Below are 18,135 nucleotides of genomic sequence, written 5' to 3' on the forward strand. Positions count from 1 at the left end.
ATGTGGCGAGAACCCGTAGTCCCAACGAGCTCCAGGGATTGAGTGCGGAGTGCTGCTGGTTCGAGCCGATGGACAGGCGGGTACGATCGAGGCCTGCCTCGCGCAGTCGCGTGGCGCGTCGCGACTCATGGACAGGCTGGCATTTCCCGGAGGCAAATTGAAAGTTGGAGCTGCTCTGCCAGCCTCGTCCTTGTTCTGCCGACCTCACATCCAACATGCGCATGATTGTCCAATACGAGCAGTCATGGGGCCGCTACGCTGACGGCGACTATGTCGCAATGCTTGGGGGCGGGCTCTAGACGCCGTATCCGGGCGCTGTGCAGGCAAATCGTCGATGGAAGAGATGGGCAAGGCTTCGGTGCGTTGACGATGAAGATTCTCGCTACGCTGCCGACGAAAGGCCGGGATCTCCGGCTGGACCTGTTCCGAGGTGTGGCAAATTGGGGAATCTTCCTCGACCATATCCCCAACAACATCGTGAACTGGGTCACAACGCGCAACTACGGTTTCAGCGATGCTGCGGATCTCTTCATATTCATTTCCGGCTACACCGTTGCCTTCGTCTTCGCGCGGATGATGCTCGAACGCGGGTTTGTCATTGGCGCGACGAGGCTTCTGAAGCGCGTCTGGCAGATCTACGTCGCCCACGTCTTCCTCTTCGTGCTCTATCTCGCCGAAATCGGATATGTCGCGCAGCGCTCCGGCAACTCTGGTTTCACCGATGACTTCAACATCCGGGGCTTCCTGGCAAATCCGGCGCAGTTCCTGTTCGAAGGGCTGATATTGCGCTTCAAGCCGGTGAACATGGATGTGCTGCCGCTTTACATCGTGCTGATGGGCGTATTCCCGCCGATACTCTGGCTGATGCTGCGCAGACCCAACATGACGCTGACTGCTTCGGCGTTGCTCTATGTCATGGCCAGGCGCTTCGGATGGAACCTCTCGGCCTATCCAACTGGCCTCTGGTATTTCAATCCATTCGCGTGGCAATTTCTGTTCACATTCGGAGCCTGGTTCGCGCTTGGCGGATCGGCACAGGCGATGCCGTTCATCCGGTCGCGTACCGCGTTGGTGCTCGGCATCAGCTATCTTCTGTTCGCTCTGGTGATGACAATGGCGGCCCGGTTTGACGAACTGCGCGAACTGATTCCGCCTGAGGTCTACGGCGCCTTCAATCCGAACGACAAGACCAATCTTGCGCCTTATCGCCTGCTGCACTTCGTCGTGTTCGCGTTCTTCGTCGTTCGTCTGCTGCCACGCGATTGGCCGGGGCTGGAATGGGCGATCTTTCGGCCCGCGATCAAATGTGGTCAGCAGTCGCTCGAAGTCTTTTGCTCCGGCATATTCCTGTCCTTTGCTGCACATGTCGCGCTGGTTGAGGTCTCCGGCGCGATCTGGATGCAGATCGTCGTCAGCATTGTCGGCATCCTGATGATGACCGTGCTGGCGTACTACCGCTCCTGGTCGAAGCGCGTCGACAAGGCGCCGAAGGCCAAGCCGGCTGTTGTAGCGGCGGGTTGAGCGTCGCGCGGGGAGGAGTTCGGAAACACGATCTGCGATGAAGCGCTCACGATTTCATGGATTGATCCAGACCGCGCTTCTCTCGCCATTTCGGGCCCGGCCCCCGTATGTAGTGAGCTTCGGGGCAGTATCTATAAGCTCACGTTGAATACACATATTCCGGTCGCGCCTAGTCAGCTCTGACGGATTTTCGTTGCGGGATCGACGGCGGCGTCTTTGGGCGACCCAAGGTTTGCCGGATGGATGAACTTTGGCACGACGCATTTGCTGTCGTCGCGAAGATAGCGCGCGACCCTGCCAGGGCGACAGCCGACCGCCCGGTGATCGGCGACCATGCGCCGCTGTTTTGGTCTAGCCATGACCGCGCCCAATTCGACCTCGATCACGTGGCTTGGACTGGCTCCGGCCCAGGCGAGCGGCTCTTATGCCGACGCCGGACGCTCGCAACCAACAACGCGCATCGGCAAGCAAGGGTAACCCTCGTCAATTTGCGATGAGTGATTTGCATAACGTCAACGGAAGTGCAGCCGACCGCAGGAAAGGTGAGACGAATAATCCAGGACAGCGTTTGCTGAAGGTAGCGCGCTGGATAGGTGAACAGCTTCGCGTAGCTGGCCTCCTCTCTAATCCTCGTCGAAATAGATATCTTCAGGAAGATTAAACGCGACGTATACGACGAAAGCGGCTGCAACGAAGACCAGTAAGGTGAGCGACAAGCCAATTAACAGCCACACGATTCTGAGGTTCTCAAATGAGCGAATGCAATTAAATGGAGTATATACGTGCCCTGCGGTTGGGGTAGCCGGACTTAAGCCTCGGCTCCCCTGCTTGGCGCAGCGTTCTTCCGGGTAGCTCTCAATTTAATGCAGCGCTTGCAAGATTTTGATTCCCGTGTTTTTACGGTAATCATCTGCTGGTACGCTAGCGTCGGCTGCTCGGCCGTTTTACGCGTCTTGAAGGGCCCCGATTTGGCTTCTGAAGAACGTTGCGCCTCAATTGAGAAGATTGCCTGAGTTTATTCGCTTCCGCTTCACCAACCCTCCTTCGCAAATCGACTAACTCTCGAAATTGTTGCGCTAAATCAATGTGTTCCATGCGATTCCAAACCGTTTTCTTTTCTTCTGATAGCTGGCTGTAAGGCCGAGCCAAATATGCAGTTGCGTGCTTTGCCAATGTTGAAGTCGAGGTGGCAATTGTCTCCCACCGACCGATAATATATTCGAGCGGCAACGCAATTAAATTCATACGTTAAGCTAATAAGTCAACCTTACCCCGAGCCGACAGCCACCTGTCGCCTGAGCAGCATGGTACCGTTCAATTGGCGCTCGCAAGATAGGCCGCCGCCCTTTGGGTCGTCGCAGATATTTGCCGAAGTTATGTCGTCTCAGCAGCGGAACGCCAACCGTTGCAGACCTGCGAGAACGGGGTACTCCAAAGAAGTGGTATCGATCCATTTAATTGTTGTCGCCGGGATACTTTAAATAGATTATTGCTGTAGCGAAAAATTCGGAAATTCGAATGCGGTTGTACCGGCAATCCCGCGCTTCATTGGGTGCCAGCTGATTGCGCAAGGTTTAATCAGGGCGTGGGGACATTTTAGGCAGCAGAAGCATTCGCCCAAGCGATCGCATCAATTCAAGGAAGAGAATTTACCAATTTATTTCCGAACGGCAGAGTATTCCAATTCGCGCATGCGCAATATTGCCCGAATCGCCTGCTGTTTACATAAGATGGACGGGCAGTAGGAACGCTGCAACTTCTGGTGCGTTGCCGGAACAGATCGAACCACTATTACGGGATTTGGTGGAACGAAGTTTGTTTCATCAATTGTGAGCGAAAAATGCGGCCAAGCACGTTCGATTTGAAATCACTATCTATCGACGAACTCTGGAAACTTCACGAGGAAGTTTGCAGTATTTTGTCTGACCGGATCTTGCTTGAAAAGCAGGGGTTAGAAGAGCGTCTCGCGAAGCTTAGTGGCGGCGCCCAGATCGAAAAGCCTAGGATCTCAGGCAGGCCGCTGAAGGCCAACGATCGCCGGAAGTATCCGCCGGTGCTTCCCAAGTACCAAAATCCCAACGACCCATCCGAGACGTGGTCCGGTCGCGGTAAGCAACCAAAGTGGTTGGTTCCTCATCTCAAGGCAGGTCGGAAGTTGGTTGATTTTCTAATCAGCACAAACAAGCGCAATGCAACTGGGCGTCGTAAATCCGCTTGACGATTTGGATCTGCGGTTGACGCAGAGCGCTGTGCGAGTTTCGACGTAGGCCATGGGCTCTCAATGGTCAGCGCGAGTGTGCGTCTGTCGAGCTGCTGTAGCCTGTAAGTTGACCCAGGTGCTATCGCAGCCGGCTACGAGCGGTCCTTAGAAGAAGCATTGGCTTGCTGTGCATGGCGCGATCGTGGTCCCTGATCTTTCCTGACTACCATCGCCTTCTGATTATCTCGTGCGCCGCCAACACCACGAATATGGGCGCCATTACCAGGTATCTTTTCCAAAGCCTCTTTGGCTCGGTGAAAAGGCGATAGGCCCACTCCAGCCCACTCCGTTGCATCCAAGATGGCGCCCGCCGAACCAGATTGGCATGGAAATCAAACGCTGCACCAACGCCGAGCATAGTTGCGCCACCGCATCGCCCCTTGTTTTGGCCCATCCAGATCTCTTGCTTTGGCGTTCCAAGTCCTACCCAGACGAAGTCAGGCGCAGCAGCTCGGATTTTCGCGCAAGCGATCTCATCCTCCTCAGGGGTGAGAGGCCGGAAAGGTGGACATTGCGTTCCTGCAATCTTTAGGTTGGGGTATTTCTTGACGAGTGCTTCAGCAAGGAGATCTGCGACGCCCTCGGCGCCTCCGTAGAAATAGTGACGCCAGCCTCGCGACAATCCGTGCTGGCAGACCGCGGGCAGCACATCCGGGCCGCAGACGCGATACACTGGACCATCTCCCGCCGCTCGAAGGGCCCAAACCAACGGCATTCCATCAGGTGCAACAATATCGGCGGTTTGGTGAGCAAGATCCAACTGAGCATTGTTGCGGGCTGCGATGATGCCGTGCACATCGCGAAAGACCACATATCGGTCCTGCGAGTCCAGGGTCCATGTCTCAAAAGCGGCGAGGAGTTGGTTCAGACTGATTGTCGAGACGGGAGTGCCTACCAGCAATGCCTGAGATAGTGGTACGCAATTCGCCGCTGACACATCAACATTAATATTCACGAAAACACCCAAGATATAAATCCGCAATTTATATATCTGATTTAATGCATATTTAATGAGGAAGATAAATAGACTTTAGATGCGTGGTTTGATTTGCTTGGATTTAACGCCAAAGGGGAGGGTGGCTTTACTGGACAATCTAAAATTGTGCGGGCCGCCGGTTGACCACTATTCTCGGTGTTGTTGCGGTCACATGGACTTGCGAATAAAGGACGCTTTCCGCCAGACGACGGTTAGTTTCTCGACGTAGGAGTTGATTTCGTATCGTTGAGCTTGATCTTCGCGAGCGGTGCTTCCCAATCGCAACCGTAGCTCGGGATCTTCGATCAATCGTTCGATCGCTCTGCTCAAGGCCGACACATCACCCGCCGGCACCAGGAAGCCGTTTCGTTCAGGGGCAATGACTTCCGGAATTGCGCCAACGGGGGTAGATATCACGGGCACGCCGTGGGCGAATGCTTCCAATATCACCATGGGGAGGTTTTCGGCGTACGAGGGGAGCGCCAGGATATCGGTCTTGCAAAGAAGATCGTCGGCTTGCTCAGAGCTCAACCAGCCCGGAATAAGCACCCTGCCGACGAGACCGTGTTTCGCCACAGCCCTGCGGCTTTCTTCAACGGAGCCGTCGCCTGCAATCGTTGCCGTCCAGTCCTGTCTCTGCGACAACATCTGCAATGCAGCTATCAGCTGCGGGGTACCTTTGCGCTCGCCGAGTTGCCCCAAGCACGTGATTCTTATCCGGGAATCAGGGGCTTGAAGTTGCGGTTTCGAACTTAGCTTCGTGGCATTGGGCAGAACTGTAATCTTGTCGCGAACCTGAGGCACACGCATCAGAACGGCGTGAGCCCAATACTCGCCCAGTACGACGATCTGCACACTCTTCAGAAAGAGAAGGTCAACGGCTCTCGCCAACCTGGTTGGGGCAACCGCCAGAAATTCGTCAAATCCAGATCCGTGCAAGTGGACCACGTAGGGGACCCTCAAGAGGCGAGCTGCTGCCCCCATAACCGTCTTTCGATAGCTACTTCCCCAGTTCGATAGGTGTATGTGCAGCACGTCAATTCGTCGAAAGAGGACCAGCCACGCGAATTTCAACAAAGCAATGGCGAAAACAAATTGAGCCACAATGAGTCCGCGCTGACCTCGCGTGACTAGGCGACTTGCCTCAACGTTCAAGTGGGGTTGTTGCTGCTCAATGGTCTCAAATATGCTGTCGTTTAAGCGATCGATACCACCGCGCCCATCGAGACCAAGCGGCGTGGCAACAGCGACGCGAAGTCGTCCTTCAATCAGGTGCAAACTACGTTCTTCGCCGCTGCGGAGCATTGAATCATCTTGGGTCGAGGGCGAAATCAAATTGGTCTCCGCATGTCAAATCGATCCGCGTGAGGTTCAAGGATGCCGTCGGTCGGATACGCCCGGCACAATGACTTCGGAGCCCCGATTGCGAAGTGCATCCCCGAAGATTTCGCGGTTGCGTATCGGAACTTCGGTTAGCAGTGGCAATATCTGATCGCGAACGCGCCACGCTGGACCGGTGAATATCTCAACGGCTTCCATGTAGAGACCGGTATTCAAAATCTGAATAAATTCTCTGATCGCCGTCTTCGCCAACGCGGGATCCAACGCCTCGAAAATGGAAAATGCGATATGATTGCGCTTCAGCGCAATCCATCCTTCACTAGGACCAAGCTCGTAAGACAGACGCAGGTACTGGAGGTTTTCGGACTTGAACCCAATCTGGTTGTTGCTTAGCCAAAAGAGTGCGAGCCATGAGAATGGGTCGGCTGGCGAGCAGGACAGTGTGGTGACGAGGGCCCTCCGCAGCGCATCGAACTCCTGATCGATGGTCTCGGGCCTGCCTACCGAGAGCGTCTGCTCGGCAATCCTCAGTCGAATGATTGCTGCGCTTCTCGTGGCGGAAGCTCTGCAGAACGGCAACTGCTCGATCGCATTGAGGTCCGACTTGAGCGGTGAAAGGATTTCGGGCCGAAACGCGCGACCAGAAATTATTCCGCGCGCGACCGATTCATCGAAGCCTTGATTCCAAAACAGCGGGAGCGTCCAACATCCCCAAAGTATCGCGATCAGGGCAAAGCCGCCAACGAAGGCGCGCACAAGCAAAGACACCTGTGTTCTAGACAGTTCGAGCATTCAAATCTTTATCGTGCAGTGGAAACTGACGAGGCCGGCCTCTCGCCGTAATAGACATTCCCGTATCCCGAATAGAGTTGCAGCACTTTAGCGTCAGCCTGCGTCAACACTACTCCGAGCATGTTATCTTGAATCGTAGGCGCCGACCTGAGCGCTTGGGCGACGACATCAAATTTCGTATGCGCCCACTTAATCGCAAGAACATAGGCATCCATGAGTTGTGTGGTCGCACGTACATCGACGATCGGCGCAAGCGGCGAAAGATCGACCACAACGTAATCGTAGTTCTTGCGGAGGACGTCGAAGAATTGCCTGGCTTCACTCGAATTCAGAAGCTCATTGGGATGCACTTCATTGTCCCAGCTGACAGCGCCCGGCAGAAAAGACATATTCGTCTTCGAATCCCGCCACAGAAGCTCGGAAAGCGGCTTTCTGCCCATTATCCCATCGATGATCCCAAATTCGGCTGCCGGAGCGATGCGGTTGGAGAGCGCACTGTTTCGCAAATCGCAGTCAACCAATAAGACCTTAGCTCCGGTTTGGGCGATGAGCTGTGCGAGCGACGCCGACAACGTCGATTTGCCTTCGTTAGGAATCGCCGAGGTTATTCCGATAACTTTGGAGGATTTCGCATCCCAACTTACATCAATAGCCAGCTTAATTGCGCGGACCGCTTCCGAGAACTGCGAGAATGGATTGTTCGAAGCGGTCCAAATCAAGCCTCGATTTCTCGTGATTGTTCGGTTGGCGCGATCGCTTGTTCCCACCCGATTATCCAAAGTATCGCGAGGGGTCTTTCCGGCGCTGATCTTTGGAACGAGTGAAATACATGTGGCGTTGAGTTCCGCCTCGACTTGTTCGGCGGTTCGGAACACCCGATCCGAAAGATCGCGCAAGATCGCCAGGCCAAGTCCTAGAATCAGTCCTCCGATTCCGGAGAGACCGAGCGCTAGCGCTGGCTTTGGATCGCTTTTCTGCGTCGGAGGTGCTGCCTGAGAGATTACGCGCGCTTCACTGATTGGAAAGGATTGCTGCTGAATTGATTCCATGTAGCGCTGCAGAAAGTTGTCATAGAGAGTTCGGTAGGTTTGGGAAGCGCTCTCTAGCTCTTTCAATGACACCTGGGCCTGGTTCGTCGCCTTCGATTGGCTGACCGCATTCTCCAACTCACGTTGAACGCCGACCTCGCGTTGCTTGGCGATTTCAAAGTCACTTTTGTAGGTTTCGGCGAGGCGCTGAAGTTCGTTGAGAATTGAGTTCTGAATCTCAGCCATTTGACTTCGAAGGTTGACGGCTGCCTCGTGACCCGTTCCGTACCGGCGTGCCCAATCCGCTTCGCGATTTGCGATGTCCAGGTACTGCGAACGCAGCTTTGTCACCACTTCGCTCTTGAGGGCGTCTGCTACCGTTGAGTTGACCGTTGAATTGGGAGAGTCGGCTCGCAATACCGCTTCGATCCGATCAAGCCGGGCCTTGGCTTCCGAGGTTTGCGCCCGCGCGACCACGACCTGACTGTTGAGTTCGGATACCTGTTGCTCTGTGACGAGCCGCCCGCCGGAGCCACCGGTGTTTACGATGTTGTTCTTTGCCTTGAAGTCGACAACCGCACGCTCCGCCAAGGTTGCCTGATTGCGTAGTTCACCGATGCGGTCCTGCAGCCAGGCACTTGCCCGTCGGGTTGCTTGGTCCTTCGCCTCCAACTGGTCGACGATATAGGCTTCGGCTACGGCGTTGGCGATCTCCGCAGCGCGATCGCGACTCAGCGACTTGAAGCTGATCTCAATCACATATGACAGGCCAATCCGCTTAATGGTGAGTTGAGACTGAAAGGTCCGGATCGCCGACCGCGTAAGCTCAAAGTTTGAGGCGGTGTCCCTTGAGCCGAGAACGGCGGACACCAAACCAAAAGCCGAGGAAAAAAGTCCGGATCGTGATCCGGAAAATTCCGGATCCTCGATCAAATGAAGTGTTTTAATTACGGAGAGAGCTACCTTTTCCGACTTCAATATTTCGATTTGGCTCTCCACTGACGCCGAGTCGATCGGGATGTCTCCCAGAATGGACTGCTGTTGAAAGAGCTGAACCTTGCGGGTGTCTATGATCAGGGTGGTCTGGGCTGTGAAACGAGGGGGCGCAGTCACCACGTACACGAGGCCGAGAGCAAGGATCGAGAGCGCTGTGATCAATATGATCAAGTACTGGCGTTGCAAGAATCCAACAAGGCGATTGAGGCCTTCTGCCGCCGATTCGGGCGGTCGCGGCAACTCAAAATCGACCCGTGACTTTTCAGAATATAGCATGGGGACTTTCGGATGATCGACGTGTTGCGTCAAGGCGCGCCGTCGTTCCAATGGGAAATCTCGTCGCCGAATATTCGACGAGCGTAGCGCTTAATCGAGGAATGCTGGCCATCGGGAGTCAGTGCGGGGCTAGGGGCTTACACTGTTCGATATCCTATTTGTCGTGTTTGAACTGGGGGCTGACGCGCTGGATGCGGTCGATGAGATTGAGAAGTTTCCGATCGTCACACCACCTTGTCCGATCGATGGCGCAGACGGCGTCCCGAACCTAGAGCTCGTGGAGCCGGTCTGCCCGCCAGATCCGCCACCCGATCCGGCGCCGGTGTCGCCCGCGCCGCCACCCGCACCCGTTTCGCCAGTCGGCTGATCTCCGGATGTGGCTGCAAAAGCGAGAACGACGTCCTGATCCTTTGTCCGGATTATCGCCTGTTGAATTTCGTTGGCGTAGGTTGGATTAGAGACGATAACGATCTTGGCTGCTTGAGCGAGCCCGCCACCGATCGCCAATTTTTGATCCTTGTTGGCGGTCGACAGCAGATTTAAAATCGATGCTAGCGTCGCCGGATCGTCGACCGCGAGATTTCGAATTAATGTCAGCAGGATGGCGCCTCCATCCTTGTTTCGCTCCAGTACGCTTCCGGGATTGCTCTGAAAATCGGCCGAGGTCAGGGACGGCTGTGCCATAGCTCCATGCGTGGAGAGCCCCACGGCAGCCAGTAACAGGATCCAGCCAGTGGCGGCAAATGCACATTTGCGACAAAAATCAAATGGCATGTTAAATCTCCCATTAACTTACGAAAAAGTTTAATTAAAAGTCAATATCACGGTGGGGAGGCAGACACAATTGGTCCGCGCGCCCGATCGCTCGGCGGGCGGTTGAAGTTTAAATATCGTAAATCCTGCCAGATAGGTGCTGGGCCGGGAGCGCGGGGCTCATTGAATCCGATTGCCGCTCGGGAACGATTGGCTCAGTCCCACGCCGAGAAGCCCAAATACCGTGATTGCAAATCCGGGTACCTGGATCGAGAAATCCACCAGGGAATGAGCCAAAGCGACCGCTGAAATCGACAATGCGGCAATGGGAACGATACGATCTCGCCTGCGCACCTTTATCCCTCTGATCAGGACAGCGAGCGCCAAACCCCAGGCTGCAACGATCGTCATCGTAAGCGGGAGACCTCCTTCAGAGGCAAGCTCCAGCAGCGTGTTGTGAGCGCGGTCCCACGTCCCCCACATCGATCCGTGCAGGGACCGATAAGCAGGAAACATCGAAGGAAAGGTTCCAATGCCGGTACCCAGCCAGGGATGATCCGCGATACTCGCTACGGTTGACCGGTAGGTATCGAGCCGCATCGCATCAGAAAGCCCTTCGGCGCTGAATCGTCCGCTTACGCTGGCCCCCAGGATCTGGAAGAGGGCGATCACCACACCGAGGCTGATAGCGAAGGCAATGAGGGCTCCGGACCGCCCCGGTAGATCTCGATAGAAGTACAGGAGCAGCGCGAGGACGAGGCCGGCGAGGGAGAGAACAATCCCAGCCCTGGAGCCCGTCATGAACATCGCTGTTACGCAAAGTGACAACATGAAGAACGGTAGCAGGACGTCGCGAGGTGCCTCCGAGAGAATCCGAGAAAAGACCTGCCCCCAAGCGAACCCGTTGTGTTTAACGAAAGTACGAATGCTTTCGGACGTAAATAGAAGCCATACAATCGAGCAGCTGCCGAAATACACGGCTGCAGTGTTCCGGTTGGTGAACGTAGCAGTCAAGTAACTGAGATGAGCCTCTTTCTCGACCCACAGCACCTTTGTCGGATCAATCAGGAACGACGCAAGGCCGAATATCGCGTACGTAGCTCCGGACCAGGCGACAACTTTGAGTAGTTGGGTCGCCAAGCTTCGGTCGCTCCCGACGATGATGCCGCAGATGATGGTGAGAATAACGATAAAGGGAGCTCCAAGTGCATAGATCGGTTGATGGCGTGCAATAGATACCGTGGAAGCCAACGGAACACCCAGCAGCTCGCTGGTTCGCGTCCACAAGGGCGAGGGACGCGAAGCACCAAACCAGGGGGATAGTGCAAGTTGTTCATGCAGAACCATTGCGTAGGCAACAACAACAATCCCGAGGACGAAAAAGATGGGGGCATGATGGCGCCGGAGGCGGTCGGGGGAGGCTGCAATTGCGGCGACGCCGAGAACGATACACCAAAGCGCCTCGACCCAAGCATCCATCGACCCGAACGGCAGGGGTGCTAGAGCTACGACAAGGAATAGTATCCGCGCTGAAACTCGAGTCTGCGACATCAATGCAAACGTGACGATCTCCCCCTGATGCGACGTCAATAGAATTCCGCTTTAACCTCGTCGTTGGCTCATTACACGACGAAATTGGTCGTACCTCTTTTCGCCGACTTGAGAATATATGCGTTCGTCGTTACCGATCGAGATGCGCCCGGTAGGCGAGCGCGATACCCTCAGCAAGCGGAGTGACAGCGCGCCAGCCGAGTTTGGTGATCTTTTCAATATCGAGCAGTTTGCGTGGCGTGCCGTCGGGTTTTGATGGGTCGAAGTTGATCCCGCCTATATAGCCGACCACGGTGGCGACCAGGCGGGCGAAGTCAGAGATGGTGATGTCCTCGCCGGTGCCGATATTGACCGGTTCATCGCCGGAGTAGGTCTTCATGAGGTGAATGCAGGCGTCCGCAAGATCGTCGACACAAAGGAATTCCCGGCGCGGTGCGCCCGTCCCCCAGACCACAACGTTCTTTGCACCGGAGACCTTCGCCTCGTGGAAGCGGCGGATTAGAGCGGCCACCACGTGGCTGTATTCAGGATGATAATTGTCGCCGACGCCATAGAGATTGGTTGGCATCACGCTGATGAAGTCGGCGCCGTACTGGCTACGGTAGGCCTCGACCATCTTGATGCCAGCGATCTTGGCAATCGCATAAGGCTCGTTGGTGTGCTCAAGCGGACCGGTCAGTATCGAGTCCTCGCGCAACGGCTGCGGCGCCAGCCGGGGATAGATGCACGACGAGCCGAGGAACATCAGCTTGTCGGCCCCACCGACGTAGGCCGCGTGTATCACGTTGGCTGCGATCGCCAGATTGTCGTAAAGGAATTCCGCGCGCAGCTTGTCGTTGGCAGCGATACCGCCGACTTTCGCTGCCGCTAGAAACACTACGTGCGGGCGTTTGCGGGCGAACCAGGCATTTACCGTGGTCTGATCGCGCAGGTCGACCTCGCTGCGGGGCAGGGTCAGCAGTTCCACATTTTCGCGCGCCAGCCGGCGCACTAGCGCAGATCCGACCATCCCACGGTGGCCGGCGACGAAGACGCGCCGGCCCTGGAGCTCAAACGGGATGTCTGCCATTGGCGACCTCCCGCTTGGCGATCGCTAGATCGCTTGCCATCATCTCCTTCACCAGCTGAGCGAACGGGATCTTTGGTTGCCATCCCAGCTTTTCGCGCGCCTTGCTTGCGTCTCCGATCAAGAGGTCGACTTCTGTCGGGCGAAAATACCTGGGGTCGATCCGCACGACGGTCTTGCCCGAAGTTCGGTCTACACCAGTTTCTTCGACGCCTCTGCCGCGCCATTCGATTGCACGGCCGACCTCCGCAAAGGCCAGTTCAACGAATTCGCGAACCGAGCGCGTCTCTCCGGTCGCCAACACGAAGTCGTCAGGCGCGTCTGCCTGCAGTATCCGGTGCATGCCTTCGACGTAATCGCGCGCATGGCCCCAGTCGCGCTTGGCCTCGAGGTTGCCGAGATAGAGCGTGCCTTCGAGGCCGACCTCGATACGAGCCACGCCGGTCGTGATCTTGCGCGTTACGAAGGTCTCGCCGCGTATCGGGCTCTCGTGGTTGAACAGGATGCCGTTCGCAGCATACATGCCGTACGCCTCTCGGTAGTTCACCGTGATCCAATAGCCATATAGCTTGGCGACACCATAGGGCGATCGGGGATAGAACGGCGTCGTTTCCCTTTGCGGCACTTCCTGTACCAGGCCGTAAAGCTCTGAGGTCGATGCCTGATAGAATCGCGTTTCCTTCTCCATGCCGAGAATCCGAATCGCTTCCAGCATACGCAAAACCCCGATCCCGTCGGCATTTGCCGTGTATTCTGGACTTTCGAAACTGACGCTGACATGGCTCTGGGCCGCGAGGTTGTAGATCTCGGTCGGCCTGACCTGCTGCATGAGCCGGATCAGGTTGGTCGAATCCGTCATGTCACCATAGTGCAGCAAGAACGGCACGTTGCCGTGGTGCGGATCCTTGTAGAGGTGATCGATCCGCGCGGTATTGAACGAGGACGACCGCCGCTTGATGCCGTGCACGGTGTAGCCGAGGCCTAGAAGGTAGTCGGCCAGATAGGCTCCATCCTGTCCAGTAATGCCGCTAATCAACGCAACACGTTGTTTCGAGGCCTTGGGTGTAGTTCCCGAGAGCATTCATCTCCTCGTAATTTCTTCGCAACCTCATGTCCGTAGATCAACATAGCGGGGTATAGTTCTATTTTGCGTCAAATCGACCAAAATACTTAATTCTCAACGGCGAATTTCAATGCGCCCTCAGCGGCGCCGCCTCAAATTAAATGCTGCCGGTATTTGAGGAAGGGTGCCGCTGGAAACTGCGGCAGCTTGAAGTGTTCAGCCTCGGTCAAGCACCTTTCGCCAGCCGCGCGCTGCACAAGGCATCTTCCTCTCGGTGTCGGCTCGCTGCATGCGGAGCGACATTCGCTGTAGCCATCGCAAGCGCGGGTGTAGCAGGCGAGGCGGTTGGTTAATAAAGTTCGCGACAGTTGAGTAAAAAGCTTCGACAAAGTAGGGCCAATTCTCAAATTGCCCATGCGCATGATGCTCTCGGTAATGCGGGGGAGCAATTCGACATGCGTGAGATTCCAAAAATTACCGCGGTGATGATTGCGCTGCTATCCGCCGCAATCTCCGATGGAGCAAATGCGGGAATTTCCAATATGTCGCGCGGCTTGCGGGCGCAATTGGAACGAATTCAGCTCAGCGTGCCGGCGTTGGCGCCGATGGCTCATGTGAGGTTCTGCATGGATTACCCTGCAGAATGCACAGTTCGAAGACTGATCTTTCGCGGCGGGCCCGTTAAGCTGACTTCGTCGCGATGGTCCGATGTCGTCCAAGTCAACAACACTGTAAATGGCACGATTGTGCCAACGGCCAACCTCGGCGGCCTTGCAACTGAAACCTGGATCGTTGGCCCCCGAACTGGCGACTGTAACGACTATGCGGTGACTAAGCGGCATGAGCTACTGGCGCGAGGTTGGCCGGCGCGCGCCTTGCTTTTGAGCGAGGTGATTACTTCCTCAGGCGAGCATCACCTTGTTCTGGTGGTGCGGACGGCGTCGGCAGACCTCGTTCTCGATAACCTAACCGCCGAAATCCGAGTTTGGTCGAAGACGCCTTATCGGTTCGCCCGCATGCAAACACCAGGAAATGCTAGGCTTTGGGCTACCATCGTGTGGTGGAGCTCAAGACCTGAGCGGACGGCAAGTCTCGAGGCCGCTAAGGTTGGCCTCGATTAATATCTCCATCTGGTGCCATGGCCGCAAGTCTCAGCGCGGAATTGATGCCCGGCTCCTTGGAACGCGGAAGTCCACCATTCCGCAGTCGCAATCGAATGCGGTCAAGCCGCGCTGGCTCAGTTGTCGCGATTACAACCCTAACGGAGAAGCGGCGCCAACATCCATTTGAGGTAGAAGCCGACGTAAAGGGCGCGCTGCGGCATGTCGCGTTCAAAATTAAATCAGAATTAATCGAAAGTTAATTTAACAGTCAATCAAAAATATGCTCAAAGCACGCTTGTTTAACGGGCGAATTTTCGAACCACATATTTTTGAGTGATTTCATGCCAAACAGTAGCGGCGAGTTGGCGTCGAGCGAGGCGATCCTCTCTCGTGACAGCGTCGGCTCGGCAAGGAAGGAGTCGCGGCTCCGATTTCCTCACGCGATGGCTGGGTACTTTTGCGCCGGGGTCGATTTTCTCGTCATTATCGTGTCGAGCATTCTAGGTTGCTCTATCTATCAAGCGTTTTCAGGCCTGGTTGTTAGTAATTTTGATGCCTTTGCGCTGTCGGGAAGCGTCGCCGCGATCCTTTACTTGTGGATGGCGCACGCGGCGGGATTCTACCAATTCGGCTCCATTGTCTCGTCACATGCCGTTTACCGGAAAATCATCAATCGTTGGCTTGTCGTTGGTCTTTTACTGGCCCTGCTGGCTTTCCTGCTCAAGGTTGGCGCGATCTTTTCGCGTGGTTCGATTGTCACTTTTGTCGCTCTGACAGCCACGTTATTGCTGGTCGCGCGGTGGGCCGTCACGCGCGCCATTAAAGTTGTCGTTTCCGAAGGACTGCTGGCTGGTCGTCGAGCCGTCCTCGTTGGATCGCGGGATGAGTTGGCGGCGTTGGACGGCGAGCAGTTATTGGGAGATTTCGGCCTGAGCGAAATCGACCGCTTAACTCTTCCAAGCCTGTCGACCATGCAGCTGACCCGCAGCGAACTGAGCGTGCTCAATCTAGCTATGGATAGCGCAAGGCAAGAAGGGGCCGAAGCGATCGTATTGGCAGTTTCCTGGAGTGAGTCGCGGAGGCTGGAACTCATACGCGAAAGCATGCGGGCTTCGCCACTTCCAGTTCAATTGCTACCGGATCGGACTGTTCGGGGTCTGACGCGAAATCTCACATTTGCTTGGCAGCCAAATTTTGCGATCGAAATCAAGCGCGGTCCGCTCTCCCGCGTCGAGCATCTTTTGAAACGTGTGTTTGACGTCGTTGGTGCCTTGGTGCTCCTCCTTCTACTCTGGCCGCCGATTCTCATTGCCGCGATTGCAATCAAGTTGGATTCCGCGGGACCGGTCCTGTTCCGTCAGCGACGAAACGGCTTCAACGCCAAGCAGTTCAGGATTCTAAAATTCCGTACCATGACCGTAACCGAAGACGCTGACAAGGTTGTCCAAGCGACGCGCTTCGATCGGAGAGTAACACGAGTAGGTCGTCACTTGCGCCGCTTGAGCGTCGATGAGCTTCCGCAACTCTTTAACGTCCTGAAGGGTGATATGTCGCTGGTTGGTCCGCGACCGCATGCATTGGTGCATGACATCCAGTATGGGGAAATAATGTCGGACTACGCATTTCGCCATCACGTCAAGCCGGGCATCACTGGCTGGGCCCAAGTGAACGGATTCCGGGGCGAGACACGTCAAGTCGAACAAATGCAGCGCCGGGTGGAGCTCGATCTCTGGTATATCAACAACTGGAGCCTGTTGTTGGATCTGAAGATCCTGTTGAGGACGTGCATTGAGGTTGCGAGCGCGCGAAACGCCTATTAAGCATCCCGACGCTCCGGGACTCGCCATTTCGTAATCAAACGTTAAATTGGCGGCACACCGCAACCGCGTTCGACGCAGTCTGTGGCTTCTTGCATTTTGAAAGCCGCGAACGCTTCGTAGTTCTCCGATACGCTGAATCAGGTGAGTTTCTCGTGACCCGCGTCAGTATTATTATTAAAGCCTACAATGAGGAAGTGCATATCGCTTCGGCAATCGAGAGCGCCTTGGCGGCGCTTCCGAGCCCGGAAGGCGAGGTGGTGCTCGTAGATAGCGCTTCTGTAGACAAGACGCTTGAGTGCGCCCTCCCTTATCCAATCTCGATTTTCAGGATCGCGAACGCCAGTGAGCGATGTTGTGGAGCAGGTCCGCAGATCGGTTATGCACACGCCAAAGGCGACTTTCTCTGTCTCATGGATGGAGATATGGTTCTGGACAAGGAGTTTATAAAGACTGCTCTAGCCTTCCTCAACGACCATCCCGACGTGGCTGGGGTAGGGGGCAGGATCGACGAAATGTCGACGGAGAATATCGAATTCAAGAACCGCGCACGGAATCTTTCTCACTTGAATCCATTAGGTGAGGTTGATCGCCTTGCAGGCGGGGGGCTCTATCGACGGAGCGCGATCGATGAACTCGGCTACTTAACGGATCGAAATCTACACGGGTACGAGGAGTTCGACCTTGGAGCGCGACTTCGGTCTAGCGGTTGGAAACTTGTGCGGTTGAATGTCCCGGCCGCCAAGCACTTTGGTCATACTAGTAGCACATATCGCTTGCTCTTTCACCGTGTGAAGATGGGATACATTTTCGCACCAGGCGAAATGCTGCGTGCATCGATCAACGCTGGCTACTTCGCGCGTGTGATACGATCGCTTCGCGAATTTAAGCTCTGGGTCGCTGTGCTTGGATACTGGTCTGCCTTCGCGTTGCTTACTTTGTTCACGTCCTACGGAGCAGCGTTTGCCGCCTTGGCTCTTCTTGGAGTTGCCGCCATCATCGTGGCCCTAACAGTTTGGAAAAAATCCTTTTCGAATGGAACCTATATGGTTATTGGCTGGCATGTTTTCACGATAGGCATGCTCTTCGGGCTCTTCAGGCCTAGAATCTCTCCCCTCAAGCCGCTCACGGTCGAAACGCTACGGTTGTCGCGATAATGAGGGAAAAAATGTTCCTTGTTAATTTGCGAAGGGAGCTGCGGAGAAATAACTCGATCCGAGTAAAGGTGTTTATTGCCGGCTTTCGTCTAACTAATTTTTTCTTTGAGTTTGACAAGACGCGTGTCCTCTACGCTCTGTCCAACTGTATTTACAAAACGGTCTGCTTCTTCTTCAAGATCGATATCTTGGCGCGAACACGGATTGGTTGGGGCTTGCGGATATTTCATCCCTTTTGCATATGCATTCACCCTGACGTTCGGATCGGCGACGATTGCATTTTGCGGCACGGAGTGACGTTGGGAAACAAGGGTGAGAGCTCAAGTGTGGTCCCTTCAGTGGGAAACGGCGTCGAGTTTGGTTGCTATGCAGTGGTTTTCGGCGGGGTAAGCATTCCAGATGGAGCCAGAGTGCGCGCTCTGTCGCTCACGACGG

At 55.4% G+C, this 18,135-nt stretch carries 14 protein-coding genes; 5 read left to right on the forward strand and 9 right to left on the reverse strand.

The window, feature by feature from the left end; all coding sequences use genetic code 11:
• Positions 1–369 precede the first annotated feature (369 nt).
• Positions 370–1,521, forward strand: a complete 1,152-nt coding sequence (locus AB7535_RS09650) for an OpgC domain-containing protein (protein WP_063986471.1) — start codon at positions 370–372, stop codon at positions 1,519–1,521.
• A 173-nt stretch (positions 1,522–1,694) separates the two neighbouring features.
• Here the strand turns inward: AB7535_RS09650 and AB7535_RS09655 are convergent, their stop codons facing one another.
• Positions 1,695–1,907 (reverse strand): hypothetical protein, encoded by a 213-nt coding sequence (locus AB7535_RS09655; RefSeq protein ID WP_144030835.1) that lies wholly within the window; start codon positions 1,905–1,907, stop codon positions 1,695–1,697.
• A gap of 1,454 nt (positions 1,908–3,361) precedes the next feature.
• Between AB7535_RS09655 and AB7535_RS09660 the strand changes: the two genes are divergently transcribed.
• Positions 3,362–3,739 (forward strand): H-NS histone family protein, encoded by a 378-nt coding sequence (locus tag AB7535_RS09660; RefSeq protein ID WP_084795188.1) that lies wholly within the window; start codon positions 3,362–3,364, stop codon positions 3,737–3,739.
• A 205-nt stretch (positions 3,740–3,944) separates the two neighbouring features.
• Here AB7535_RS09660 and AB7535_RS09665 read toward each other — a convergent pair whose 3' ends face one another.
• The 8 genes from AB7535_RS09665 to gmd form a co-directional block, all read right to left on the reverse strand.
• The gene (locus AB7535_RS09665; protein ID WP_144030834.1) at positions 3,945–4,748 is read right to left on the reverse strand and encodes a WecB/TagA/CpsF family glycosyltransferase; all 804 of its coding nucleotides are present in this window, start codon (positions 4,746–4,748) and stop codon (positions 3,945–3,947) included.
• 177 nt (positions 4,749–4,925) lie between these two features.
• Positions 4,926–6,062: a glycosyltransferase family 4 protein gene (locus tag AB7535_RS09670; protein WP_085404110.1), complete on the reverse strand. Its 1,137-nt coding sequence runs from the start codon at positions 6,060–6,062 to the stop codon at positions 4,926–4,928.
• 66 nt (positions 6,063–6,128) lie between these two features.
• Positions 6,129–6,890, reverse strand: coding sequence for a hypothetical protein (locus AB7535_RS09675; RefSeq protein WP_439037319.1), 762 nt, complete (start codon positions 6,888–6,890; stop codon positions 6,129–6,131).
• Between the two features lie 8 nt (positions 6,891–6,898).
• Positions 6,899–9,223 (reverse strand): AAA family ATPase, encoded by a 2,325-nt coding sequence (locus AB7535_RS09680; protein WP_439037320.1) that lies wholly within the window; start codon positions 9,221–9,223, stop codon positions 6,899–6,901.
• A 96-nt stretch (positions 9,224–9,319) separates the two neighbouring features.
• Entirely contained in the window at positions 9,320–9,964 is a 645-nt protein-coding gene (locus tag AB7535_RS09685) for a hypothetical protein (RefSeq protein WP_354113050.1), read from the reverse strand.
• A gap of 159 nt (positions 9,965–10,123) precedes the next feature.
• Positions 10,124–11,422, reverse strand: a complete 1,299-nt coding sequence (locus AB7535_RS09690; protein ID WP_354113049.1) for an O-antigen ligase family protein — start codon at positions 11,420–11,422, stop codon at positions 10,124–10,126.
• 202 nt (positions 11,423–11,624) lie between these two features.
• The gene (locus AB7535_RS09695; RefSeq protein WP_439037321.1) at positions 11,625–12,563 is read right to left on the reverse strand and encodes a GDP-L-fucose synthase family protein; all 939 of its coding nucleotides are present in this window, start codon (positions 12,561–12,563) and stop codon (positions 11,625–11,627) included.
• The gene (gene gmd / locus AB7535_RS09700) at positions 12,544–13,641 is read right to left on the reverse strand and encodes a GDP-mannose 4,6-dehydratase (protein ID WP_354113047.1); all 1,098 of its coding nucleotides are present in this window, start codon (positions 13,639–13,641) and stop codon (positions 12,544–12,546) included. Before gmd ends, AB7535_RS09695 begins: the two co-directional genes overlap by 20 nt.
• Positions 13,642–14,078: 437 nt before the next feature.
• On the opposite strand from gmd, the gene AB7535_RS09705 reads away from it, so the two are divergent.
• From AB7535_RS09705 to AB7535_RS09715, 3 genes are all read left to right on the forward strand, one after another.
• Positions 14,079–14,744: a transglutaminase-like cysteine peptidase gene (locus AB7535_RS09705; protein WP_354113046.1), complete on the forward strand. Its 666-nt coding sequence runs from the start codon at positions 14,079–14,081 to the stop codon at positions 14,742–14,744.
• Positions 14,745–15,067: 323 nt separating this feature from the next.
• Positions 15,068–16,546, forward strand: coding sequence for an undecaprenyl-phosphate glucose phosphotransferase (locus AB7535_RS09710; RefSeq protein ID WP_439037322.1), 1,479 nt, complete (start codon positions 15,068–15,070; stop codon positions 16,544–16,546).
• A gap of 152 nt (positions 16,547–16,698) precedes the next feature.
• Positions 16,699–17,700, forward strand: coding sequence for a glycosyltransferase family 2 protein (locus AB7535_RS09715; RefSeq protein WP_354113044.1), 1,002 nt, complete (start codon positions 16,699–16,701; stop codon positions 17,698–17,700).
• Positions 17,701–18,135 lie beyond the last annotated feature (435 nt).

It is taken from the genome of Bradyrhizobium sp. 956_D2_N1_4, from assembly GCF_052076025.1.
Classification (GTDB): domain Bacteria; phylum Pseudomonadota; class Alphaproteobacteria; order Rhizobiales; family Xanthobacteraceae; genus Bradyrhizobium; species Bradyrhizobium barranii.